Here is a 17,793-nt window from a genome sequence, read left to right as displayed (position 1 = left end):
TTCCGGCTCCTCAGAGGGACCGGAAATCCCTCGTACGAATCGGTGAGTGGTCGGGATCGTCCCAGAAGAGAGTGAGATGCGCGCCCGGATGGTCGTGGTGGGCCGTCATCGCGGATCTGCGCAGGGCCAGGACGGTGCGGGGAAGCCCGCCGACTCCACCCTCGCTGAGCAAGTGGGAGGCGACGGAACGGAATTCACGGCCGTCGGCGTTTCTCCTGTCCCACATCATCACCGGCACGCCGGATCGCAGCGCGAGCTTCACCGGCTCGGCCAAACCGGCGTCCGGCGCGTCCCGTTGGGCGCCGCCGGTGACCAACACGGCCAGGGCCGGATCCAGTTGATCCATGAGTGCCCCGTGGCCCACGGGTGCGGCGGCGTCCAGCCACAGGACAGAGGATCTCGTCGCCGGTTCGTCGTCGCGCAGCCGCTGCCACTTCCGCCTCCACGCCGAGCGGGCCTCGGGATCGCGGGTGCGCTCCTGGTCCCGGACGACCACGGGGCACACCGATCCCAGCGGTCGTCCGGGGCCGGTGTCGGTCAGCCGTACCAGCCACTGGTCCACCGGCAGATTCATGAGTTCGCCGGGCAGCATGAACTCGACGCGGGCCGGCCCGGTGTCGGCGTACTCCTGTGCCGTACGCAGGAATTCGCCCATGCGGGCGGCGATCCGCTCGATGCGCTGCGGTTGGTCCTCGTGGACGAGCGGGATCCATCGCTCCCCTCCGTATCCCAGCCACACCGACAGCAGGAAGTCCGGCCGTTCGGGCAGGTAGGGCTGGAGCCGCAGGACAAGAAAGACCTCTTCCCGCACGGCGACGGGCGGGCGACGGTACAGGAGGACCGGAACCCCGAGGCGTACGGCCACCGCGCCCGCCCAGTCCAGCGCCTGCTCCCGCTCGTAGCCGTCGGACCGGTCGGCGAGAATCAGTACGAAGTCGACGAGCGGGGGGGTGCCGTGCGCCGCCCCTCCCAGGTCCTCCAGCAGTTCCGCGGCTTCCAGGAGATTCTTGGGCGGTAGTACGGCCGCCGGTCCGGCCGCCTCCATGAAGGCGGACCGCCAGCCCCTCCCCTCCCAGCGGCGCAGGATCCGCCGGAGTCGCGGCCACTCGTCGCCGTCGAGCAGGAACCGCCATGGGCGCGCGGCCAGTTCGCGGAGCCGGTCCAGGGCGGCGCTGTCGCCGTGGAAGTCGTGGAGCAGCTTGACCAGGGCGGGCATACCGCCCGGCTGCCCGAGGCAGCCGCGTAACAGGGACCGGGCCTGCTCGGCGGCTCCGTGTCCGGTGACCAGGGGCCGCACGCGGGTCTCCGAGGCCAGTTCGTCCAGGATCACGAGGCGGGTCTGCTCGTCCTGGAAGCCGTCGAGCCGGGCGACGATGCCGGCCATCTCGTCCAGGACGTCGTACGGACTGTCGCTCAAGAGCGCCCCACGAGGGAGCCGGCCTCCGACATCACGCCTCCAGGTAGGTCGGGAGGTCCGCCGGGTGTTGGGGCCTCGGGTGCGGAGAAGGACGACTGCCAGGCCAGCGTACGGAGTGGGGCCCCGCGGTATCCAGAACTTCGCAGGACTCGTGCCTCGGGCCCTGCGGCCCGACACGAGCCCACTGACACGCGTCACTCACGAGCGTGAAGGACCTCTGGTACTACAGCCGTGGATCATGATCAGCCGTCAGGCGTCAGGCGTCGGCCGTCGGCCGTCGAAGCGGTGGCGGGCGGTCTCGATGCTCTCGAAGTAGCGGTGCGTCCAGTCGCACATTCCCTCGACGGTTGCGCGTAGGCCTTGGCCCGGCTCGGTGAGGGTGTATTCGACCCGGGGCGGGACTGTGGGGTGCACGTTTCTCTCGACCAGGCCGTTGCGCTCAAGCATGCGCAGGTTCTGGGTGAGCATCTTGTGGCTGATGCCCTCGATCTCGTTCCGCAGTTCGCTGAAGCGCAGGGTGCGTTCACCGAGAGTCTCGATGATCAGGAACGCCCACTTGTTGGCGATGTCGGAGAAGATCTCTCGCGCCAGTGAGTCCGCGCGTCTGAGGTCTGCCTCCTCGGACAGACCCTTGAACTGCTTGGTCACCATGGGGTTCCCCGGTCACTGGAAAGTGCGTTCTTCCACGTCAGCAGCCACTCTCTTACAGTTCCCAAGTAACCACAAGAGACCAAAACGCCTTGGTCGGGTGGACACGAACCACCAGGCGCTCAGGACAAGGAGTCAGGCAGCATGGCCATCCAGCTGGTAAACCCGAGTGGATTACCCAAGATCGATGTCTACCGGCAGGTGTCGATCGCGACCGGGTCGAAGCTGGTCTTCGTCGCCGGCCAGGTCGCCTGGGACGCCGAGGGGACCACGGTCGGCGAAGGCGACCTCGCCGCGCAGGTCGAGCAGTGCTACCTCAACATCGGCACCGCCCTGGCCGAGGCCGGCGGTTCCTTCCACGACGTGGCGAAACTGACCTTCTACGTCGTCGACTGGACCCCCGACAAAATGCCGTCGCTGCTGGAGGGAATCTCCCGGGCGGCCGCGGAGCTGGGAATCACCCCGGTCCCGCCGGCCACGCTGCTGGGTGTCGCGGCCCTGGACATCCCCGACCATCTGGTCGAGATCGAAGCCACCGCGATCCTCGACTGAACGGATGCCCTTCGTCCGTTGAGCACCGAAGTACCGGCCAGTCTTCGGGTGTCGGCCGTGGGGCCGTCACGGCGGACAGCGCGGCGCCGAGCGGGGCGGATGGCGTTCCGGCACGGTTCGCGGTCGGCGTACCACCGGCAGGGCCGCCGCACTACGGCGGCGGCCCTGGTGTGGGGATCAGCCGAACGGGACGGCGTCGGCAGGGTCGGCCTGCCAGTTGGTGGCGATGGGCCGGTCGACCGTAACGGTGCGGGGGAGCGTGAGAGTGACGGTGTTGTCCTCGTCGCCCGCGACGGAGAGAAAGAGCTGGCCGAACTGGATGCCGTTCTCGTCGTTCGTGGTCTTGGGGTTGATACCGGCGTAGGCGGCGGTGGAGCCGGAGAGGGTGACGCCCTCGCTGACGGCATGCTGGGCGGGCGACACATGGCTGTCACGGCTGGAGCCGAAGAAAGCGGTGGGCAGGATGCCCTCAAGGTGGCAGGTGACGCCGGACTTGGCCTTGGCGGTGACCAGGAGGTAACCGCCCGCCTGCGTCCTCGAGCTGATCGTGAAGGAGAGGTCGTTGGTGCCGCAGTTCCGCACGTTGCTGCTGTCCCTGTCACTGCCTGCGGTGGCAGCGGAAGCGGAACCGGTGATGGCGGTGGCGGTGAGCGCCACGGCCGCGACCGCGGCCAGGGCGAGGCGTGCGGGGCGGGTGGCGAGGTGTGAACGCATCAGCTTCTCCAGGGTGTGGAAGTAGGTCGTCCAGCGGTTCGCTCGGACGGCCTCAGCCTGTTCCACGAGCGGTCCCACCCGCCATGGAGAACAGGCATTCCGGGACGCTGGAACGCCGGAACGGTCGCTGACCAGCCCTGACGACGACACTCTGGGACGGCTCCTGGGACGGGGAGCTGACGGCGAACGGCCCCGAGCCGACGACCGCACACCAACGTGCCGCTGTCCACCAGGCCCGCCGACAACTCGGACTCCCCCGGGCCGGCCTGGGGCGTACGCGGCAGGCCCAGGGTGTTGAAGGGCTCAGGCCGTACGCGGCTGGCGCTCCGTACGGCTCGTGGCGGGTGTCGGCACGGTGCGCATGCGACGGGTGCGTTGTGGCCGTGTCGGCGAACGAGTTCTCCGCATCCGTCGCAGCGACCCAGTTCCCGAGACGGAAATCCTGGGTTGCCGATCATGGCAAGCATGCCGGGGGAATTCGACGGTGTCCCCGTGCAACCAACGGATGGATGGCGTCCGGGGAAGGCGTCGCTCATACGAACACCCCTGTGAGGGAAGCCGTGACGATCGGGGTCCCTCACAGGGGTGCCGTCATGGGTCGTACAGCCTGGGCGACCGGGTACGGCCGGCGCCCAGGCCATGCGCTTCGGTCGGCACACGCCTCTACGCCCGGCACTCGTCTGGGGCCGGCCGGAGCTACCCGGTGGCCGCCTTGGCGAGCAGCCGCCCGCGCCACTCCCGTAGGTGCTTCATGGTGTGGTCGCCGGTGAACTCGTCGATGCCGTAGACCGCCCCCGCCTCGTCGGCGATCTCCTCGTCCGGCAGGTCGAGCGCTTCCGGGAACTCGCTGCCGACGAACAGTTGGTAGCGGAACGAACGGGTTTGCGTCTCCTGCCGGGTTCCCGTTCTCGGCGGGATACCGGGCGATGTCGGCCCGCGGCTGCGTGTGTCGGGGTGGTCGGGGCCCAGCGCCCGGACGGAGTCAGCCGCGACGGCCCGCGGCACGGCTACGGCCCCGTCCAGATCACCGGCCCCGCGCAGAGCGGAGGCGAGCGAACCGCGCGACCGTAAGGTGCCGGGGTCGTCCTCCCCGAACTCCGCGGTTCGGTCGGCCACTTCGGCTTCGGCGAGTCTCAGGACGTCGGTGTGCCGGTCTTCGTCCCTGAGCCAATGGGACACCCACCAGCGAGCACAGAGCGTATCGGGGTGCTAGCGGCCCAACTTCTCGGTGAGGTACGCGACATCGCGGAACACGCCCGGCCACTCCCACCGCCTCGGCTGCCGCCAGTTCCGGACGCGCCGCCCGGCCCGTCAGGTGCGGAAGGTACGCCGTGACCGGCTCATACACCACCGCCGCAGCCACCACCGCAGCCACCGCCGCACGAACTGGAGGCGCCGACACCGCCGTCGACGGCCCGGCCGGAGGCAGGGGCGGAGCCCGTACCGGCGACCCGCGGCGGCTCCGGGAGGCGCACCCCGGCCTCGGCGAGGCAGCGTGCGCACAGCACGTCGAACTCGGGCCACCGCTCTGGTCGTTGAAGCCCGTCCGCCTTCGCGAGCCAGGCCGCCACCGGCACATGCACGGCCAGGGCGATCATGAACCAGACCCCGTCCGCGTCCGGCTCACGGGTGTAGAAGCCGATGCCCAGGACAAGGACGGCGGACAGACCGCACACCGCGGCCCACCCTTCCCTCGCGCCGGGCACGTCGCCCGTCCGGCGAGTGGGGAGGGTACGCTCTGCCGTCCGCCGCAACTCGGAGCTGAAAGCCGGGAAGCGGGGCGAGGCTCTCACCTCCTCCAGGGTGCCGCTCTCCCCTGCGTCGTCAACGGCCGCGCGCAGAGACGCCAGCAGAGGATGCGTTTCCGGCCGTGTCTCCCTGATCGGCCGGCGCCGGCGGCGGACGGAGCGGTGACCTGCGGAGAGCAGCAGCATCCCGGCCTGCGTGGCGGCCCGTTCTCCCTCAAGGTGATACATGGCGAGGACGGGCTTGGCGGCACCCGTCTCGAAGAAGCGTCCGACGGCCCGCCGGTCGCGCCGCAGCACGTAACGGAGGCGGACCAGTGACCACGCCATGAAGATCGTGAAGCCCCCCACCCAAACCAGCGCGAAGGCCCAGAAAGTCGGTAAGTCCCCCAAAAAGCCTGGCATCTGCTGTCCCCCGTCGATTCCCCGGCGGCTGCCGAGCACGTACTCGCCCTGGCATCCAGAGTGACAGAAACGGCTCTTTCCGCGGAACTGGCCGGTGTAGGCAGAATCGGCCCAGACGATCGCGATCTCGGGATGCTCCTGACGCAGCCGCGTCAGAACGGTACGGGCCGCGTCCCGGTCGCTGATTCCGGCCTCGGTGACCACGATCAGAAGCGAAAGGCCGCCGAGGTCGACAACCAGTCGGCGGCAACAGCTGACCTGTCCCCGAGCGTGTGAAGCGCCCGCCCGCACCGAACCACGGTGTCGGCGGGCGCCGTCATGCGGCTGTGTCAGTGCCGGCCCCTACCGTGCGTGCCGGCGGACGCCAGCAGGCGGCCGGAGGATGAGCGAGACTCCATGCGCACCTGCTTCGCCTGAGGGGATTCCGGCATCCGGGCCACGGTGGGACACTCCTGGCACGTCACTCAGGGGGAGGACACCATGACCACACCCGCACCCGACGCGCGTCTACGGAAGACCGCCGAGGAATCCGTACAGCGGTGGCTCGACGAGACAGAGCGAGCCGTGCGCGGCGTAGGGGCCGACACCGAGGCCCTGCGCAAACACATGACGGGCGTCACGACGGAGCAGCGGCGCACTTGGTGGGTACAGCGGGTGCAGGAAGACGCACGGCAGAGCGGTGAGCGCCTCCTGCGCGACGTGATCCGCCCCCGACGTGCCGAACTCGCCGACCAGGTGTTCGTGCTGCTGCAGCAGAAGGATCCACGCCCGACCGAGCAGGAACTGGGCCGACCGACCGAAGACACCCGGCGCATGCTCGCCGGCCTCGCACCGACGACCGCCGCGGGCGGCGAGATCCTCGCCCGAGTCGAGGCCGCCACGGACGCCGTCGCCGAACTGATCGGCCGAGTACCGACGCTGGACGCACTGCGCACCGGCAAGATTGCCGAACTGGCCCTGGCGCGACAACGGTTGGTGTCGCCGTTCGCGCACGTCGACCAGGTCGTGGCCGCCGCCGCGCGGCTGGCACTGCCGGAGTATCCGCAGATGGCGATCGCGGACGAGGTCGCCGCCTGTACCGCCGTGCGCGGCGCGCTGCCCGACGAGCGGCGCTTCCCCGAGGACTCGGACCGCGCCCTGCGGCAGGCGATGGACGAGGCCGTGCACCGCGGGGCAGGCCTGACACTGGAGGAGCAGCGCCGAGCGATCGTCGGCCCCTTCGACACCGCCCTGGCGGCGACGGCGAAGTCGATCGAGGAGATCACCGTACGGGTGCGGGCGCTCGACGCGGCCTTCGGCGCCTATACCGCGCGGGTCTCCAGCGCTCAGGGCACCACCGACCCCTGGACCGTCAAAGAACTGGTGGGCTTCTACGGGACGGAAATCCTGGGGACGCTGTGCGCGCTGCCCGTCGAGGACGCCCGGAAGGTACTGATGCGGCTTGCCGACAGGCAGCGGTCCGAGGCGATGTCCCAGTTCCAGAGGCGCTGGCCCGCGGACACGCCACAATCCACACTGCGCTGGGCATTCAGCCGGTTGGCTGAGTACGTTCCGTATCGCACGGACCGGACGGACCTGAGTCCCATGGAACTCATGGAACTCATGGCCGCGCACCTGTCCTCGTACATCAGGAGCATGCGCGGCCCGAACGGAGAACGCTGGGAGCCGTAGCGCCTGCCCCTGGAGCACGGCCCGCGTACGCCGATGTGCGCGGGCGGTGCCTTCGCCGCGTGGACGGTTCTGTGCCCACTGTCATGACCGCTTCGACCTGATGAGGCCGTGACGGTGTGAGCTGCGTGATGTCTGGGGGTGGGCTTTTCGGTGAAGGTCTGCTCCCAGACGCATGTTGATGTGCGTTTCCGGATTCTGGGAACTGTGGCGACCTGATGCCGCGTGGTTCCGGCCGCGACCTCGACGTCGAGCCCGGGGCCGGTCGTCATGTACGTCTCACCGTCGCGTGTGCGGGCCCGTCGTCCGGGACCGGCTGCGGCAAGGTGCTCAGATGACTTCGGCGGCAAGCGGGCCGGTGAGCGACCGCGAGCGGACGGCCCGGTTGTCGGGCAGCTGCACGATGCTCAGGCCCCTACGACCCCACCAGCAGAGATTGCGAACGAGTCCTGAGCTTGTTCTTTCTCTACCTGCTCCGTCTCACGACACCTACTTTCCGTCGCACCTGGCCTTGTTGGGGTGGCGAGCCGGAGGCGGCGTCATGTGAAACAGCGGCCCCGCCTGGGAAGGGCTGGCGGCCTCGGATAATACTGATCATGCCTTCCTTGGTCGCCCCAGCGATACCTGTCGGTGCCTTTGCCGCTTCCGATCAGCCGACTCTGCCGATCGGAAGCGGTGTGTTACTGCGTCCTTGGCGGATCATCGATGCCGAGGGCGTGAGGGACGCGTTCCAGGACCCGGAGATCCAGCGTTGGCACGTACGCAGGGCTGACTCCGTGGAAGAGGCACGAGAGTGGATCGAGGGCTGGCAGAGCGGTTGGAGCAGTGAGACCGGCGGTCACTGGGCCGTGGCCGGAGCTGCAAGCGACGGACTTCTGGGCCGGATATCTCTGAAGTCGTTGCACTTGGAGGACGGCAAGGCCGAGGTGGCCTACTGGATGATGCCGAGTGCTCGCGGTAGTGGCATCTGCACCCGTGCGGTGATGACGCTGACGCACTGGGCACTGGAGAAGGGCGGGTTCCACCGCATCGAACTCGAGCACTCCACTGCCAATCCGGCTTCATGCCGAGTGGCGGTCAAGGCCGGCTTCGAGGAAGAGGGTGTCCGCCGTGGGGCAGCGTTGCATGTTGACGGCTGGCACGACATGCATCTCCACGCTCGTGTCCGGACAGAAGCACGACGGTGACGAGGCTCGGATACTGCCCACCACAGGCCGAGAGACGAGATCACCTGAGACCGTTCGCAATCTTCCCGGCTTGCCGATGGCCTTGCGGGTCCAGGGGCGTTTGACGGTCTTGCCGACGTCGTAGCAGGGTTCCCGGAGTTTGTTCCTGGTGCCGGGTGGCCGTCCGGGGCCCGCGCCTCGGGGTTGGGGAACACGGGTCGGGCAAACGACGTGGACGCGTCGACGTCGTCCGGGGTGACGCCGGTCTTCTAGGACCATGGGGGTGCCGGTGACAGTGGTGATCGCGGGCTCGGGCCAGGTCTCCGGCTTGGTGAAGCGGAATTCCGGGCCGTGCTTGGGCGGCCGACCGTTGGCGCCGTGCATCCGCTGTGGTTTCGGCAGTCGCATGACGCGGTCGGAGCGGACTCGGCCGACCATCTCGACGGGTAGGTCGCGCAGGACCCGGGCCAGGCGGGTGACGTCGTAGCCGGCGTCGCTGACGATGACGATATGCGGGTCCCGGCCTGCCACTGGCCCGCGGCGAAGAGCCGCTCGACGACAGCCCGCAGCTGGGCGGCGGTGACCGCGGTGGCGTCGTCCACCGGTCCGAGCCGGACCGCACCGTCCACGGCTGGATCGCCGACGAGCACAGCCGCTCCACCGTCAAGAACAGCCTCGCCGTCCTCGTACGCGTCATGGAACAAGCCGTCCGGGACGGGCTGATCACCGCCAGCCCAGCCCGGGTCGGTCACCGGCCGGCAGCGCGAGTACAAACAGGCAGAAGACGAACCGACAACCTCATCGAAGATATCTGTCCCTCATCGCCGAGCGCAGCCTCGCCGCGGGGCGGGGCCGAACCCCCACGCCCGTCTCCTCACCGGTCCCCGCGGCCGACGCATCTCCACCGTCATCCTCCGTGACGCCACCCACTGGGACTGCGTCGTCACCTCGCTCGGCCACGAACACCTACGCAGGCACCTCGCTCACCGCCCATCTCTCCCTCACCGTCCGACCCGCTTCCGGACCCCGGCGCCAGGCCAACTGGTCCCCAAGAACGACGGAAAGGCGGTATCGGATTTCTCCGATACCGCCTGCGACCTGCGTAAACGCTGGTCGGGACGACAGGATTTGAACCTGCGACCCCTTGACCCCCAGTCAAGTGCGCTACCAAGCTGCGCCACGTCCCGATGGATCCCGGGTCAGGGGGAGAACCCCCGTGACCACGTAGGAGAACATTACCGCACTCCGTGGGGCGTCGAGACGAAGGTTGGGCGGGGGGAGGGGCGGGAGCGGCGGACAATGGGGGGATGACGGAGAATCCGCGGGACCGCGACGGTGAGGGGCGGGCGCGTAGCGCGCGGCCTCGGGACGGGTTGGGGCGGCCGCTGCCCTACGGGGCGGTGGGAGTGGAGCGCCAGCCGGAGGGTGTGGTGCGTTCGCCCGCGGAGACCGTACGGGAGGCGCAGCTGCTGCTCGACGCCGGGAAGCCGTTCCACGCCCATGAGGTCTTCGAGGACGCGTGGAAGTCCGGTCCTGAGGAGGAGCGGGCGCTGTGGCGGGGGATGGCGCAGCTGGCCGTGGGGCTCACCCACGCCGCCCGGGGCAATACGGCCGGCGGGGCGCGCCTGTTGCTGCGCGGTGCCGGGGGCATCGCGCCGTACCGCGACGGCCCGCACGGCCTCGACATCGGCGGACTGGTCGGCTGGGCCCGGGAGTTGGCCGCTCGGGTCGAGGCGTCGGAGGGAACGGTGGAGGCCGGTCGTACGGTCCGGGTCGTCGATGCCGCCCGTGAGGCTCCTCGGCTGTCGGGGTGAGGGGGCCGCCTGTCAGTTCTCCACCAGTACTACCTCCAGCGTGCGCGGGCCGTGTACGCCCTCCACCCGGTCCAGTTCGATGTCGCTCGTCGCCGACGGGCCCGAGATCCAGGTCAGGGGGCGGGTCGGGTCGAGCCGTGGCATCGCCTGCGGTACGGAGCCGACGACCTGGTCCGCGACCCGTACGACACAGATGTGGTGGTCCGGTACGAGTGTCACCCGCCGCCGGCCCTGGTCCGGGGAGCCGTCGAGCACGAGGGTGCCGGTCTCCGCGACCGCCAGCGCGCAGCCGGTGATCACGCTGTCCACGACGTCGAGTTCCCGGGCGGTGGAGCCGGGGGTGTCCTCGATCCGGGTGATCCCGGGGTCCAGTGCGGCCAGCCAGGCGGCCGGGACGCCCGGGGGTGCGAGGACGGTGGTCGATCCCCTGGTGGTGAGGAGGGTCGCGACGAGGGCGGGCAGGCCCTTCTCGTCCGTACGGTGGACCAGCGCGCGGTAGTCGGCGAGGTTCTCCGCCAGCAGCTCGACCACACGCTCCGGCTCGGTGTGCGTGGTGCGGTAGTCCCGGGTGGCCGGCGGTACGTCGGGGGCGTCCGCCACCGCGGCGCGTACCCGGGCGAGGATCTCTTCCCTGGCCGTCATGCCGCCGGCGGTCATGTCGCCGGCGCTCACGTCCGTGGCGCTCCTGTCCGTGGCGCTCATGTGGTGCTCCCTTCGCCGCGGGTCTTCGGTGAGCTGTTCTTCTCGGTTCTGTTCTTCTTCCACCAGTCGCGGAACGGCTCGGGCGGCAGCTCCGGCAAGTCCCGGCTGTCCGTCCAGGCGCCCGCGCCCGGCACCCGCGACGGATGCAGCTTCCGCGTCTTCGACGCCACCCGCTCCCCCGCCGCGAGCACCTTGGGATGGTCGAAGACCCACCCGGACGCCTTGATCGCCGCCTTCTCCAGCCGGTGCCCCTTCCCGCCCCGGTCGGCGATCCGCTCCCGCAGGTGTACGAGCACCTCGGGGATGTCGATGGCGACCGGGCAGACGTCGTAGCACGCGCCGCACAGCGACGAGGCGTACGGCAGTGAGGCGTCGACCTCGCTGCCGATGCCCCGGAGCTGGGGGCTGAGGATCGCGCCGATCGGGCCGGGGTAGACCGAGCCGTACGCGTGCCCGCCCGCCCGTTCGTACACGGGGCACACGTTCAGGCAGGCGGAGCAGCGGATGCACCGCAGGGCCTGTCGCCCCACCTCGTCGGCCAGCGTGTCCGTGCGGCCGTTGTCGAGCAGGACGAGGTGGAAGGCGCGCGGGCCGTCGCCGTCCGTGGTGCCCGTCCACATGCTCGTGTACGGGTTCATCCGCTCCGCCGTCGAGGAGCGCGGCAGGGTCTGGAGGAACACCTCCAGGTCCTGCCAGCTCGGCACGATCTTCTCGATGCCGACGACGGAGATGAGGGTCTCCGGGAGGGTCAGGCACATCCGGCCGTTGCCCTCGGACTCGACCACGACCAGCGTGCCCGTCTCGGCGACCATGAAGTTCGCGCCCGAGACACCGACCTTGGCACGCAGGAACTTCTCGCGCAGATGCAGCCTGGCCGCCTCCGCCAGGTCCGCCGGGGTGTCGGAGAGACCCTCGGGGGCCGCCCGGCCCCACGCGCCCATCTGCTCGCGGAAGATGTCGCGGATCTCGCCGCGGTTGCGGTGGATCGCCGGGACCAGGATGTGGGAGGGCAGGTCGTCGCCGAGTTGCACGATGAGTTCGGCGAGGTCCGTCTCGTACGCGCTGATGCCCTCGGCTTCGAGGGCCTCGTTGAGGCCGATCTCCTGTGTGGCCATCGACTTGACCTTGACGACCTCCGACTCACCGGTCGCCTTGACCAGTTCGGCCACGATCCGGTTGGCCTCGGCCGCGTCCCTCGCCCAGTGCACGACGCCGCCGGCCGCCGTCACCGACTCCTCCAACTGCACCAAATACCGGTCCAGGTGGCGCAGGGTGTGGTCCTTGATCTGCTTGCCCGCCTCCCGCAGCAGGGCCCAGTCGTCCAGCTCCGCCACCGCCTTCTCGCGCTTGTCGCGGATGGTGTGCGTGGCGTGCCGCAGGTTCCCGCGCAGCGTCTCGTTGCCGAGCGCGGCCTTCGCCGCCACCGGGAAGGCCGGCATCCCCAGATACGTACCGCTCATGACCAGGGCTCCTCTTCGGTGGACGCAAGGATCTCCGCCAGGTGCAGTGCCCGCATCGGGGCGTCCTCGCGGCTCAGGATGCCGCCGAGGTGCATCAGACAGGAATTGTCGGCTCCGCAGAGCACGCCGGCTCCGGTGGAGACGGCGCTGCGGACCTTGTCCTGGCCCATCGCGGCGGAAACATCGGAGTTCTTGACCGCGAAGGTGCCGCCGAAGCCGCAGCACTCCTCGGCGCCGGGGAGCTCTCTCAGCTCCAGGCCCTTCACCGCCTCCAGCAGCTTGCGCGGGCGCTCGCCCAGGCCGAGCATCCGCAGGCCGTGGCAGGAGGGGTGGTACGTGACGACGTGCGGGAAGTACGCCCCGACGTCCGTCACGCCCACCACGTCGACCAGGAACTCGGTCAGTTCGTAGGTGCGGGAGGCGAGGGACGCGGCTGCCGCGTCGCCGATCTCGGGGTAGTGCCGGCGGACCATCGCGGCGCAGGACCCGGAGGGCGTCACCACGTACTCGTACCCCTCGAAGGCCCGCGTCGTGCGACGGACCAGCGGTTCCGTCTCGCGGCGGTAGCCGGTGTTGAACTGGGGTTGTCCGCAGCAGCTCTGCGCCTCGGGAAAGTCGACCTCCACACCCAGGCGTTCCAGGAGTCGTACGGTCGCGATCCCGGTGGACGGGTAGACGGCGTCATTGACGCAGGTCACGAAGAGGGCGGCGCGCATGGGCGGAGCATATGCCGCGCGCGGGGGCATACGAAAGTCTTTCCGGCGACTGATGGTGCGTCAGACATCCGAGGGGTGATCGGGTCCGCTTCTGTGGGGTGCTGCGGGGTCCGCACCCGGGTCGGGTGGCCGGGCGGCATGGGGCAGACTCGGTGCGGTGAGAAAGATCTATGTCATCGGCATCGGGGCGGGCGACCCGGACCATCTGACGCTTCAGGCGGTCAAAGCGCTCAACGAGGTCGACGTCTTCTTCCTGTTCGACAAGGGGACGGAGAAGTCGGACCTGATCCGGCTGCGGCACGAGATCCTGGAGCGGCACGCGACCGGCCGCGCCTACCGGCTGGTCGAGGCCCGGGACCCGGAGAGGGACCGGGACCGCGCGGCCGACGGAGTCGCGTACGCGGGCGCCGTCGACGACTGGCGCAGCAGGCGCGCGGAGATCTACGCGCGCATGATCACGGACGAGCTGGGCGACGGCACCTCGGAGGACGCGGACGGAAACGGGAGCGTCGGGGCCTTCCTCGTCTGGGGCGACCCCTCCCTCTACGACTCCACGCTCGCCATCCTGGAGGAGATCCTGGAGCGGGGCACGGTCCGTTTCGAGTACGAGGTGATCCCGGGCATCAGCAGTGTCTCCGCGCTGGCCGCGAAGCACCGGATCGGGCTGAACCGGGTCGCCCGGCCGGTCCAGATCACCACGGGCCGGCGGCTGGCCGAGGGATGGCCGCAGGACGCGGACGACGTCGTGGTGATGCTGGACGCGCACCAGTCGTTCCGTCACCACCTGGCGGACGACCCGGTCATCTACTGGGGCGCCTATGTGGGGACCGAGGACGAGATCCTGGTCTCGGGGCGGCTCTCGGAGGTCGCCGGACGCATCGAGGAGCTGCGGGCCGAGGCGCGGGCGCGCAAGGGCTGGATCATGGACACGTATCTGCTGCGGCGGGACTGACCGGCGGCAGCGGGTCCGCCCCCGCAGCGCCCAGCGAAGTACCTCGGATACCGCGGACACCGCACATCATCGGCTGCTGTCACCGAGTGGTACGTACCGCGCGCCCGGTGGGCGCCGTTCGGCGTCCTTCGGACCTGAGCCACGGCGTACGACACGGTGACAGCAGCCGACAGTTCCCCCGTTGCCGTCCTCGTTCGGGCCCCCGCACCCGCCCCCCGCTTCCGCTGACGGTGCAGCGACCATAACCACCTTCCGCCGCCGTCCGACAGCCTTTGCGCCCAGACGCAAAAGGCCCGCGCCGGGCGCGGTCGGCATGATCCCGTCCGCTTGCCTCGTTTGGCACGTTTTTTGCGCCCGCCCCCGGGCCGGTCGCGCCTGGGGATTTCGCGCCGTCCCCCTCCTCAAGCCCGCACGCCCGTGGGGAAGTTGAGCATGTACGGCCGGTATGCACCCTTCCGGATGCTCGCTCGGGTCGATGATTTTTACGTCAGGCTTCAAAATTTGCGCAGATTCATAGACTTCCTGCGGTCCCACTCCTAGCCTTTTCGCGTCCGCAGAGTCCCCACGAGCCGCAAGGACGTATGTCTGTGACACTCCCTCCGAGACGCCGTCTGCTTCGGCGCGGCATATCCGCATCGGTCTCGCTGGCCCTCGCCGTGGCCGGGACGGCCACCGCTGTGGTGCTGTCGACCGCACCCGCCGCGCAAGCCGCGGCGGTCCCCGCCCCCTCCCCCCTCAACGTTCCCGGCCGCGGCGCGACAGTGCCGTTCAAGGAGCAGGAGGCCGAGTACGCCGTCACCAACGGGACCCTGATCGGCCCCAACCGCCTCTACGGGTCGCTGCCTTCGGAGGCGTCCGGCCGGCAGGCCGTGACGCTGGACGCGGTCGGTGAGTACGTCGAGTTCACCCTCACCGCACCGGCGAACGCGATGACGTTCCGCTACTCACTGCCCGACAACTCCGCGGGCACCGGCCGGGACGCCGCTGTCGACCTGCGCGTCAACGGCACCTCCCTCAAGAGCGTGCCGGTGACCTCCAAGTACAGCTGGTACTACGGCGGTTACCCCTTCAACAACAACCCCGGCGACACCAACCCCCACCACTTCTACGACGAGACCCGCACGATGTTCGGGTCGACCCTGCCCACCGGTACGAAGATCCGGCTCCAGGTCGCCTCCACGGCCGCGTCGCCGACCTTCACCATCGACCTGGCCGACTTCGAGCAGGTGGCCGCGCCGATCGGCAAGCCGGCCGGCGCGCTCGACGTGGTCACCGACTTCGGCGCCGACCCGTCCGGGGCCACCGACTCCACGGCCAAGATCCAGGCCGCGGTCGACGCGGGCCGGACCCAGGGCAAGCAGGTCTACCTCCCCGAGGGCACGTTCCAGGTCCGCGACCACATCATCGTCGACCAGGTGACCCTCGCCGGCGCGGGCCCCTGGTACAGCGTGCTGACCGGACGCGATCCGTCGAACCGCGCCAAGGCCGTCGGTGTGTACGGCAAGTACGCCAACCAGGGCGGCAGCCGGAACGTCACCCTGAAGAACTTCGCCATCATCGGGGACATCCGCGAGCGCGAGGACAACGACCAGGTCAACGCCATCGGCGGGGCCATGTCCGACTCCACGGTCGACAACATCTGGATGCAGCACACCAAGTGCGGCGCCTGGATGGACGGCCCGATGAACAACTTCACCATCAAGAACAGCCGCATCCTCGACCAGACCGCGGACGGCGTCAATTTCCACATGGGTGTCACCAACTCCACCGTCACCAACACCTTCGTACGCAACTCGGGTGACGACGGCCTGGCCATGTGGGCCGAGAACGTGCCGAACGTGAACAACAAGTTCACGTTCAACACGGTGATCCTGCCGATCCTGGCGAACAACATCGTCACGTACGGCGGCAAGGACATCACCATCTCCGACAACGTCATGTCGGACACCATCACCAACGGCGGCGGGCTGCACATCGCCAACCGCTATCCCGGGGTCAACTCCGGTCAAGGCACGGCCGTTTCGGGCACCACGACGGCCGCGCGCAACACCCTGATCCGGACCGGGAACAACGACTACAACTGGCAGTTCGGGGTCGGCGCCGTCTGGTTCAGCGGTCTCAACGAACCGGTCAACGGCACCATCAACATCACCGACAGCGAGATCCTGGACAGTTCGTACGCCGCGATCCACCTGATCGAGGGCGCGACGAACGCGCTGAACTTCAACAACATCCGGATCGACGGCGCGGGGACGTACGCGCTCCAGATCCAGTCACCGGGCAAGGCCACGTTCACCAACGTCAAGGCCACGCACATCGCCCAGTCCAACCCGATCCACAACTGTGTCGGGACGGGCTTCCAGATCACCCAGGGCACGGGCAACTCCGGCTGGTACGCGAACCCGCCGGCCTGCACGGGCCAGTGGCCGGCCCCGGTGTGGACCAACGGCGGCGTCCCGCAGGGCGGTACGAACCCGCCCACCGACCCGCCGACCACACCCCCGACCACGCCGCCCACCACCCCGCCCACCACTCCCCCGACGACCCCGCCGGCGGACACGGGCAACCAGGCCCAGGGCCGCCCGATCGCCGAGACCGGTCACGCCGACGTGTACGGCGCGGGCAACGCGGTGGACGGAAACGCCAACACGTACTGGGAGAGCACGAACAACGCCTTCCCCCAGTCCGTCACCGTCGACCTCGGAGCGGCGAAGGCGATCAAGCGCGTCGTCCTCAAGCTGCCCCCGGCGACGGCGTGGGCGACCCGTACCCAGACCCTGAGTGTGCTGGGGAGCACCAACAACTCCTCGTTCAGCACCCTCAAGGCCTCGGCGGGCTACACCTTCAACCCGTCGGTCAACAGCAACTCCGTGACGATCACCCTGGACGGTACGTCCACCCGCTACCTGCGGGTGAACATCACCGGCAACACCGGGTGGCCGGCCGGGCAGCTCTCCGAGCTGGAGGCCTACACCAGCTGATCAGCCGGTGATCCTCCGCCCGGAACACGCGTGCGGGCCCGTCCGAAGAGGTCGGGCCCGCACTGCTGTACGGCGGTCCGGCCGGCTGGTCAGCTGTCCGGCTCGCAGTCGACGTCGAGCAGCTGGATCGTGTACGTGGCGTCGAGGTCCACGTACGCCTTGAAGGAGGTGGTGCTCGCGCCGCTCCCGCCCCAGTGCGCGGTCACCGTGGCCCAGCCGCGCCCGAGGGACTGCGCGGTCGTGGCCGGGCCGACGTCGATCGACCGCGGTGTGTTCTGCGCGCAGAGCAGCAGGTCGAATCCCTCCGTCTCCTTCACCCGCTGGGCGAGGTACGGGGAGATGCCGTACTTCCGGGCGAAGGGGCCGGGGCCCTGCTCGCCGTAGAAGTCCTGGAGGAACGTGCGGATCTCGGCCGCCGTGTAGCGGTTGTTCGGGTCGGTGGCGGTCGCGGCGGAGGCCGGCAGGGTCGCGGAGAGGGCGAGGCCGAGGACAGCGGCGACGCCGGCCGCCGCGACGGCGGAGCGCCTGACGGAACGTGTGGTGGAACGCGCGGTGGAGCGGAACATGTGGATACCCCGTTTGTTGTGCTGCGCCCGTGGTCGCGGGCCGGTCACTGCATCAGACAAGGCTCGGGAGGCACGGGTTGTGCCCCGCCACGCGCTGTTGCCGTTCCGGGACGATCGGCACAGGTCTCGTACGTCACCACGGCCTAGGGCGTGTCCGCAAAGTGGCGTCGTTCGCCCGCAGGGCGCGGCCCGCGGCGTCTGGTGCGTGCGATCGCAAGGCGGAGGACCGAGCGTGTACTGGATGTACTCGCTCGGTCCGACAACGCCGCGAGCGCGCGTGCCAGGCG

At 69.5% G+C, this 17,793-nt stretch carries 15 protein-coding genes, 1 tRNA gene and 2 pseudogenes; 7 read left to right on the top strand and 11 right to left on the bottom strand.

Features of this window, described 5'->3' with window-relative positions; genetic code table 11:
- Positions 1-10: 10 nt before the first annotated feature.
- Both GT042_RS12660 and GT042_RS12655 read right to left on the bottom strand, forming a co-directional pair.
- Positions 11-1,417 (bottom strand): hypothetical protein, encoded by a 1,407-nt coding sequence (locus tag GT042_RS12660; protein ID WP_161308799.1) that lies wholly within the window; start codon positions 1,415-1,417, stop codon positions 11-13.
- 249 nt (positions 1,418-1,666) lie between these two features.
- Positions 1,667-2,068 carry a helix-turn-helix domain-containing protein gene (locus GT042_RS12655; protein ID WP_161308798.1) on the bottom strand — a complete coding sequence of 134 codons (402 nt, stop codon included), beginning with the start codon at positions 2,066-2,068 and terminating at the stop codon, positions 1,667-1,669.
- 141 nt (positions 2,069-2,209) lie between these two features.
- On the opposite strand from GT042_RS12655, the gene GT042_RS12650 reads away from it, so the two are divergent.
- Positions 2,210-2,617, top strand: a complete 408-nt coding sequence (locus GT042_RS12650; RefSeq protein ID WP_161308797.1) for a RidA family protein — start codon at positions 2,210-2,212, stop codon at positions 2,615-2,617.
- Positions 2,618-2,794: 177 nt separating this feature from the next.
- Here GT042_RS12650 and GT042_RS12645 read toward each other — a convergent pair whose 3' ends face one another.
- The 3 genes from GT042_RS12645 to GT042_RS12635 form a co-directional block, all read right to left on the bottom strand.
- Complete coding sequence (locus GT042_RS12645; protein WP_345943751.1) at positions 2,795-3,397, bottom strand: DUF4232 domain-containing protein; 603 nt, start codon at positions 3,395-3,397, stop codon at positions 2,795-2,797.
- 630 nt (positions 3,398-4,027) lie between these two features.
- The gene (locus tag GT042_RS12640) at positions 4,028-4,447 is read right to left on the bottom strand and encodes a tetratricopeptide repeat protein (RefSeq protein ID WP_161308796.1); all 420 of its coding nucleotides are present in this window, start codon (positions 4,445-4,447) and stop codon (positions 4,028-4,030) included.
- 224 nt (positions 4,448-4,671) lie between these two features.
- Positions 4,672-5,685, bottom strand: a complete 1,014-nt coding sequence (locus GT042_RS12635) for a hypothetical protein (RefSeq protein WP_237530742.1) — start codon at positions 5,683-5,685, stop codon at positions 4,672-4,674.
- 276 nt (positions 5,686-5,961) lie between these two features.
- Between GT042_RS12635 and GT042_RS12630 the strand changes: the two genes are divergently transcribed.
- Together GT042_RS12630 and GT042_RS39020 are read left to right on the top strand one after the other, a co-directional pair.
- Entirely contained in the window at positions 5,962-7,152 is a 1,191-nt protein-coding gene (locus GT042_RS12630; RefSeq protein ID WP_161308795.1) for a hypothetical protein, read from the top strand.
- A 593-nt stretch (positions 7,153-7,745) separates the two neighbouring features.
- Positions 7,746-8,336, top strand: a complete 591-nt coding sequence (locus GT042_RS39020) for a GNAT family N-acetyltransferase (RefSeq protein WP_161308794.1) — start codon at positions 7,746-7,748, stop codon at positions 8,334-8,336.
- A 60-nt stretch (positions 8,337-8,396) separates the two neighbouring features.
- Here the strand turns inward: GT042_RS39020 and GT042_RS40090 are convergent.
- Positions 8,397-8,932: pseudogene (locus GT042_RS40090) on the bottom strand (transposase); the annotation flags it as partial.
- On the opposite strand from GT042_RS40090, the pseudogene GT042_RS39010 reads away from it, so the two are divergent.
- Positions 8,930-9,293: pseudogene (locus GT042_RS39010) on the top strand (site-specific integrase); the annotation flags it as partial. The pseudogenes GT042_RS40090 and GT042_RS39010 sit on opposite strands and share 3 nt — an antisense overlap.
- Before the next feature lie 132 nt (positions 9,294-9,425).
- On the opposite strand, the gene GT042_RS12615 reads toward GT042_RS39010, so the two are convergent.
- A tRNA-Pro gene (locus tag GT042_RS12615) sits at positions 9,426-9,502 on the bottom strand.
- Between the two features lie 120 nt (positions 9,503-9,622).
- Between GT042_RS12615 and GT042_RS12610 the strand changes: the two genes are divergently transcribed.
- Entirely contained in the window at positions 9,623-10,129 is a 507-nt protein-coding gene (locus GT042_RS12610; RefSeq protein WP_161308793.1) for a DUF309 domain-containing protein, read from the top strand.
- 12 nt (positions 10,130-10,141) lie between these two features.
- Here GT042_RS12610 and GT042_RS12605 read toward each other — a convergent pair whose 3' ends face one another.
- From GT042_RS12605 to GT042_RS12595, 3 genes are read right to left on the bottom strand one after another with little or no spacing between them, the layout of a single operon-like run.
- Positions 10,142-10,771: an LUD domain-containing protein gene (locus GT042_RS12605; RefSeq protein WP_161308807.1), complete on the bottom strand. Its 630-nt coding sequence runs from the start codon at positions 10,769-10,771 to the stop codon at positions 10,142-10,144.
- Between the two features lie 56 nt (positions 10,772-10,827).
- Entirely contained in the window at positions 10,828-12,291 is a 1,464-nt protein-coding gene (locus GT042_RS12600; protein ID WP_161308792.1) for a LutB/LldF family L-lactate oxidation iron-sulfur protein, read from the bottom strand.
- Positions 12,288-13,007: a (Fe-S)-binding protein gene (locus GT042_RS12595; protein ID WP_161308791.1), complete on the bottom strand. Its 720-nt coding sequence runs from the start codon at positions 13,005-13,007 to the stop codon at positions 12,288-12,290. Before GT042_RS12595 ends, GT042_RS12600 begins: the two co-directional genes overlap by 4 nt.
- Positions 13,008-13,164: 157 nt before the next feature.
- Between GT042_RS12595 and cobF the strand changes: the two genes are divergently transcribed.
- Both cobF and GT042_RS12585 read left to right on the top strand, forming a co-directional pair.
- Entirely contained in the window at positions 13,165-13,959 is a 795-nt protein-coding gene (cobF, locus tag GT042_RS12590; RefSeq protein WP_161308790.1) for a precorrin-6A synthase (deacetylating), read from the top strand.
- 587 nt (positions 13,960-14,546) lie between these two features.
- Positions 14,547-16,940, top strand: coding sequence for a discoidin domain-containing protein (locus tag GT042_RS12585; RefSeq protein ID WP_161308789.1), 2,394 nt, complete (start codon positions 14,547-14,549; stop codon positions 16,938-16,940).
- 89 nt (positions 16,941-17,029) lie between these two features.
- Here the strand turns inward: GT042_RS12585 and GT042_RS12580 are convergent, their stop codons facing one another.
- Positions 17,030-17,506 carry a hypothetical protein gene (locus GT042_RS12580; RefSeq protein ID WP_161308788.1) on the bottom strand — a complete coding sequence of 159 codons (477 nt, stop codon included), beginning with the start codon at positions 17,504-17,506 and terminating at the stop codon, positions 17,030-17,032.
- Between the last annotated feature and the right edge of the window lie 287 nt (positions 17,507-17,793).

Origin of the sequence: Streptomyces sp. SID3212 (genome assembly GCF_009865405.1) — a bacterium.
In the GTDB taxonomy this organism is placed as follows: Bacteria; Actinomycetota; Actinomycetes; order Streptomycetales; family Streptomycetaceae; genus Streptomyces.
The sequence above is the reverse complement of the archived record's forward strand: the minus strand, read 5'-3'. Positions and strand labels throughout refer to the sequence as shown.

Coding starts and splice junctions, on each gene's coding strand:
- GT042_RS12655 (WP_161308798.1), bottom strand. CDS start 2,068: ATGGTGACCAAGCAGTTCAAGGGTCTGTCCGAGGAGGCAGACCTCAGA.
- GT042_RS12650 (WP_161308797.1), top strand. CDS start 2,210: ATGGCCATCCAGCTGGTAAACCCGAGTGGATTACCCAAGATCGATGTC.
- GT042_RS12600 (WP_161308792.1), bottom strand. CDS start 12,291: ATGAGCGGTACGTATCTGGGGATGCCGGCCTTCCCGGTGGCGGCGAAG.
- GT042_RS12595 (WP_161308791.1), bottom strand. CDS start 13,007: ATGCGCGCCGCCCTCTTCGTGACCTGCGTCAATGACGCCGTCTACCCG.
- GT042_RS12610 (WP_161308793.1), top strand. CDS start 9,623: ATGACGGAGAATCCGCGGGACCGCGACGGTGAGGGGCGGGCGCGTAGC.
- GT042_RS12605 (WP_161308807.1), bottom strand. CDS start 10,771: ATGACGGCCAGGGAAGAGATCCTCGCCCGGGTACGCGCCGCGGTGGCG.
- GT042_RS39020 (WP_161308794.1), top strand. CDS start 7,746: ATGCCTTCCTTGGTCGCCCCAGCGATACCTGTCGGTGCCTTTGCCGCT.
- GT042_RS12580 (WP_161308788.1), bottom strand. CDS start 17,506: ATGTTCCGCTCCACCGCGCGTTCCACCACACGTTCCGTCAGGCGCTCC.
- GT042_RS12630 (WP_161308795.1), top strand. CDS start 5,962: ATGACCACACCCGCACCCGACGCGCGTCTACGGAAGACCGCCGAGGAA.